We start from the raw sequence: 4,060 nt of genomic DNA, 5'->3' as shown, positions 1-4,060 counted from the left end.
CTTCACGGGTGGGCCGCCCGGCGGGGGTGCGCGGCTGGATCTGGTCTGGCAAGAGCGCTCCCGGGAGACGTTCGGAATGCCATGGTAGCGACCGACCCCCGGACACTCCCCCCGAAGGTCCGGCCGGGGCCCGGGAACGCCCCGGACACGACGATCCCGGTGTCCCCGCCGGAGCGGCGGGGACACCGGGATCGTGTGAGGGGCGGCCGAGGGGTCCCGGACCGCCTCAGATGGAGAGGAGGACCTCCAGCGGGGCGGTTCCCAGCGCCGGGTCCAGGCGCTCGCGCCCGGCGAGGAAGCCCAGTTCCATGAGCACCGCCAGGCCGGCGATGTCGGCGCCGGTGCGGCGGATCAACCGCAACGAGGCCTCGGCGGTCCCGCCGGTGGCGAGCACGTCGTCGATCACCAGCACCCGGTCCGAGGGCCCCAGGTCCTCGGCGTGCAGCTCGATCTCGGCGGTGCCGTACTCCAGCTCGTAGCTCTGGCCCAGCGTGGCGCCGGGCAACTTGCCCGCCTTGCGGACCGGTATGAAGCCGATGCCCGCCCGCACCGCCGCCGGGGCGGCGAGGATGAACCCGCGCGCCTCCAGACCGGCGACCTTGGTGGCACCGTGCCGCCGGCAGATCGCCGCCAGGGTGTCGGTCACCACGGCCAGCGCGACCGGATCGGCCAGCAGCGGGGTGATGTCCTTGAAGACGACGCCCGGCTTCGGGTGGTCGGGCACGTCCCGGATCCGCTCCAGCAGCAGCCGGCGTTGGGCCTCCGACACCGGGGAGAGCGGCTCGTCGGAGGCCCCGGTCGGCGCGCTCACCGTCGCTTCCCCGAGGGGCGTCCCCGCCCGCGGGCGCGGGAGACCGGCTGGCGACGCTGCACCGTGACGTAGTCGCCGGTTTCACCGGACCCGTCGTTGTCGCCGCCGTTGCCGGGGGCGGGAACGGCGGCCGTACCCACCGGACCGGTGCCATCGGCGTCGGCGGCGTCCCCGGCCTCCCCGCTGCCGTCGTCCTCGATCCGGCCGTGGGCGGCCGGCGAGGGGGCGGGGGTGCCCCGCTCGGCCCGCTTGTCCAGGATGCGCCGGTTGTGCGCGGCGATCTCCGGGTCGCGCAGACGGAAGTCCACCACCAGGGGGGTGGCGATGAAGATGGAGGAGAAGGTACCCGCGGCCAGACCCACGAACAGCGGCAGCGCGATGTCCTTGAGCATGCCGCCCGCCAGCAGGCCGGTGCCGATGAACAGCAGGCCCGCCACCGGCAGCAGGGCGGTCACCGAGGTGTTGATCGAGCGGACCACCACGGAGTTGATGCCCTGGTTGGCCAGCTCACCGTAGGTGTACCGGCTCTGTTTGAGGACGATGCGGGTCTTCTCCTGCACTTTGTCGAAGACCACCACCGTGTCGTAGAGCGAGTAGCCCAGGATGGTGAGGAGGCCGACGACCGAGCCCGGGGTGACCTCGAAACCGACCAGCGCGTAGACGCCGACCGTGACCAGGAGGTCGAAGGCCATCGCGACGAGGGCCGCCAGTGACATCCGCCATTCGAAGGCGAAGGCCAGATAGATCGTCACCAGGACAAGGAAGACGATCATTCCCTGGAACGCCTTGGTGGTCATCTGCTGGCCCCAACTGGGCCCGACCAACTCGGCGTCGATCTCCGTGGGCTGCAGGCCCACCTCGTCGGCGATCGCCGCGCGAACGGTGTCGGACTCGTCGGTGTCCAGGCCGGTGACCTGGACCCGCAGGGCGCCGCTGCCCAGTTCCTGCACCCGGGCGTCGTTGCCGGATGCCTCCTCGGCGATCCGACGACCGTCGTCCGTGGACAGTTCCGCGCTCGCCGGCACGGTGAAGACCGCGCCGCCCTGGAACTCCACGCCCAGGAACAGGCCGCGGACGCCCAGACCGGTGAGCGAGACGATCACCAGGAGAATCGAGACGGCGTACCAGAACTTCCGCCGGCCCACGAAGTCGTAGGCGGTCTCGCCTCGGTAGATCCTGGCGCCGAGGGTGGAGAGGCTGGCCATCTCAGGCCTCCTTCGGTTCGGCGGTGACGGGGACCGGACGACGGCCGGTGCGACGGATCGGCGGCCTGGCCCCGAGGCGCTTGGGGTCGAGCCCGGACCACTTGTGGCCCTTGGCGAAGAACTTGCGGCGGCCCGCCAGGGTCAGCAGCGGCTTGGTGAGCAGGAACACGATGATCAGGTCGAGGGCGGTGGTCAGGCCGAGCACGAAGGCGAAGCCCTGGACCGATCCGACCGAGACGAGGAACAGCACGATCGCGGAGAGGAAGGAGACCACGTCGGAGACGATGATCGTGCGGCGGGCGCGGGGCCAACCGCGTTCGATCGCCGCTCTGATCGGTCGTCCCGCCCGCACCTCGTCACGGACCCGTTCGAAGTAGACGATGAACGAGTCCGCCGTGATACCGACGGCCACGATGGCGCCGCAGATGGCCGGCAGGCTCAGCGCGAAGCCGATCGCCGGACCGAGCAGGGTCATGATCACGTAGGTCAGGCCGGCCATCAGGATGAGGCTGGCGATCGCGATCGCGGACAGGGCCCGGTAGTAGAAGACCAGGTACCCCACGACCAGGGCGAGACCGATGCCACCGGCGATCAGACCGGCGCGCAACTGCTCGCTGCCCAGCGTCGGGGAGACGGTGGTGACGTTGGCGATCTCGAAGGTGATCGGCAGGGCGCCGAACTTCAGGACGTTGGCCAGCGCGCCGGCGGTCTCGGAGTCGAAGTTGCCCTGGATCATGGCGCTGCCGCCACCCAGGCGCTCGGAGACCCGGGGCGCGGAGCGGACCTCGCCGTCGAGGACGATGGCGAACTGGTTGCGGGGCTCGAACTCGGTGGCCAGCTGGGCGGTGATGTCCGCGAACTTGCGGGCGCCCTCCGAGTTGAAGTCCATGGTGACGATCCAGCCCAGGCCCTGCTGGGTGTCGTAGACCGCGTCGGCGCCGGTGATGTCCGTGCCGGGCACGGCGACCGGACCCAGCTCGTACTTGTAGAAGCCCTCCTCGTCGCAGGCGACGATCGGGTTCTCGTCCGGGGCGTCGGCCGCGGCGGAGCGGGCCTCCTGGCGGGCCTCGGGGGTGGAGCAGTCCAGGGCGGCGAGCTCGGCGGCGAGACCGGACTCGGCCTCGGGGAGTTCGAAGCCCTCCTCGCCCTCGGCGGGGGCGCCGTCCTCGCCCTCTTCCCCACCGGGGGTTTCCCCGCCGTCCTCCTGCGCAGTCTCCCCCTCGGTGCCGTCGGTCTCCTCGACGGCCTCGTCGGTGGTCTCGTCGGTGCGGAAGGAGGCGTTGGTGGCGGTGGTGGTCCCGGCGGTGGCCCCCGGGGTCCGCAGGCTCTGGTCGGTGGAGTCGGTGCCGTCGGCCTCCTCGCCGTCCTCGGCCCCGTCCTCGCCGGTGCCCTCGGCGTCACCCTCGGGGTCGCCCTCGGTGTCGGGCTCCTCGGCCGTCTCCCCGTCGCCCTCGCCGGGCTCGGGGCCCTCCTCGCCCTCGGGGAGGGTGAAGGCCGGCTGTACCGAGAGCACCTGGCGGAACCCGAGCTGGGCGGTGGTGCCCACCTGCTCGCGGGCCTGCTCCTCGTCGGTGCCCCGGGGGATGCTCACCACGATGTTGCGGTCACCCTGGGACTGGACGGTGGCCTCGGAGACGCCCAGTCCGTTGACCCGGCGCTCGATGATGTCCACGGCCGTGGCGAGGTTCTCCTCGTTGACCGCCCCCTCGTTGCGGGAGTCCTCGGTGGCGCTCAGTGTGATGCTCGTGCCGCCCGCCAGGTCGATGCCCAGGCGGGGGGTGTTCGCACCGGTGAGGAACATACCGGCGGTGAGGAGCACCACCAGCAGCAACAGTGCCACCAGGGCGCGGCCGGGCTTGGCCTGCGCGGACCTGAGGTCCTTCCCGGGGGACCTGAAGTCCTGATTCGGTCCAGCCACCTTCTCGTCTTCTCTCTAGTCCTGCGGCCCGCGCCCGGTGGTCGCGGCACGGCTCGGCGGGTGTCGGCGGTTGTGAACGGGGTGTGGGGGGACGGTCCCCGGGGCTGTCTCTTATACAAATCTGAC

Annotated in this window: 3 protein-coding genes; all 3 read right to left on the bottom strand. The window is 71.5% G+C overall.

All coding sequences use genetic code 11. The features are described 5' to 3' along the window. Positions 1–226: 226 nt before the first annotated feature. The 3 genes from FOE67_RS18785 to secD are packed head-to-tail and all read right to left on the bottom strand — an operon-like array spanning position 227 to position 3,934. Complete coding sequence (locus FOE67_RS18785; RefSeq protein ID WP_182665831.1) at positions 227–769, bottom strand: adenine phosphoribosyltransferase; 543 nt, start codon at positions 767–769, stop codon at positions 227–229. Between the two features lie 38 nt (positions 770–807). After that, the gene (gene secF, locus FOE67_RS18780; protein ID WP_182665827.1) at positions 808–2,016 is read right to left on the bottom strand and encodes a protein translocase subunit SecF; all 1,209 of its coding nucleotides are present in this window, start codon (positions 2,014–2,016) and stop codon (positions 808–810) included. 1 nt (position 2,017) lies between these two features. Further along, positions 2,018–3,934: a protein translocase subunit SecD gene (gene secD / locus FOE67_RS18775; RefSeq protein WP_323385041.1), complete on the bottom strand. Its 1,917-nt coding sequence runs from the start codon at positions 3,932–3,934 to the stop codon at positions 2,018–2,020. Between the last annotated feature and the right edge of the window lie 126 nt (positions 3,935–4,060).

The organism is Streptomyces calidiresistens (assembly GCF_014141525.1).
Lineage (GTDB): Bacteria > Actinomycetota > Actinomycetes > Streptomycetales > Streptomycetaceae > Streptomyces > Streptomyces calidiresistens.
Note: the sequence above shows the minus strand (reverse complement) of the source record. Positions and strands in the feature narration are given on the sequence as shown.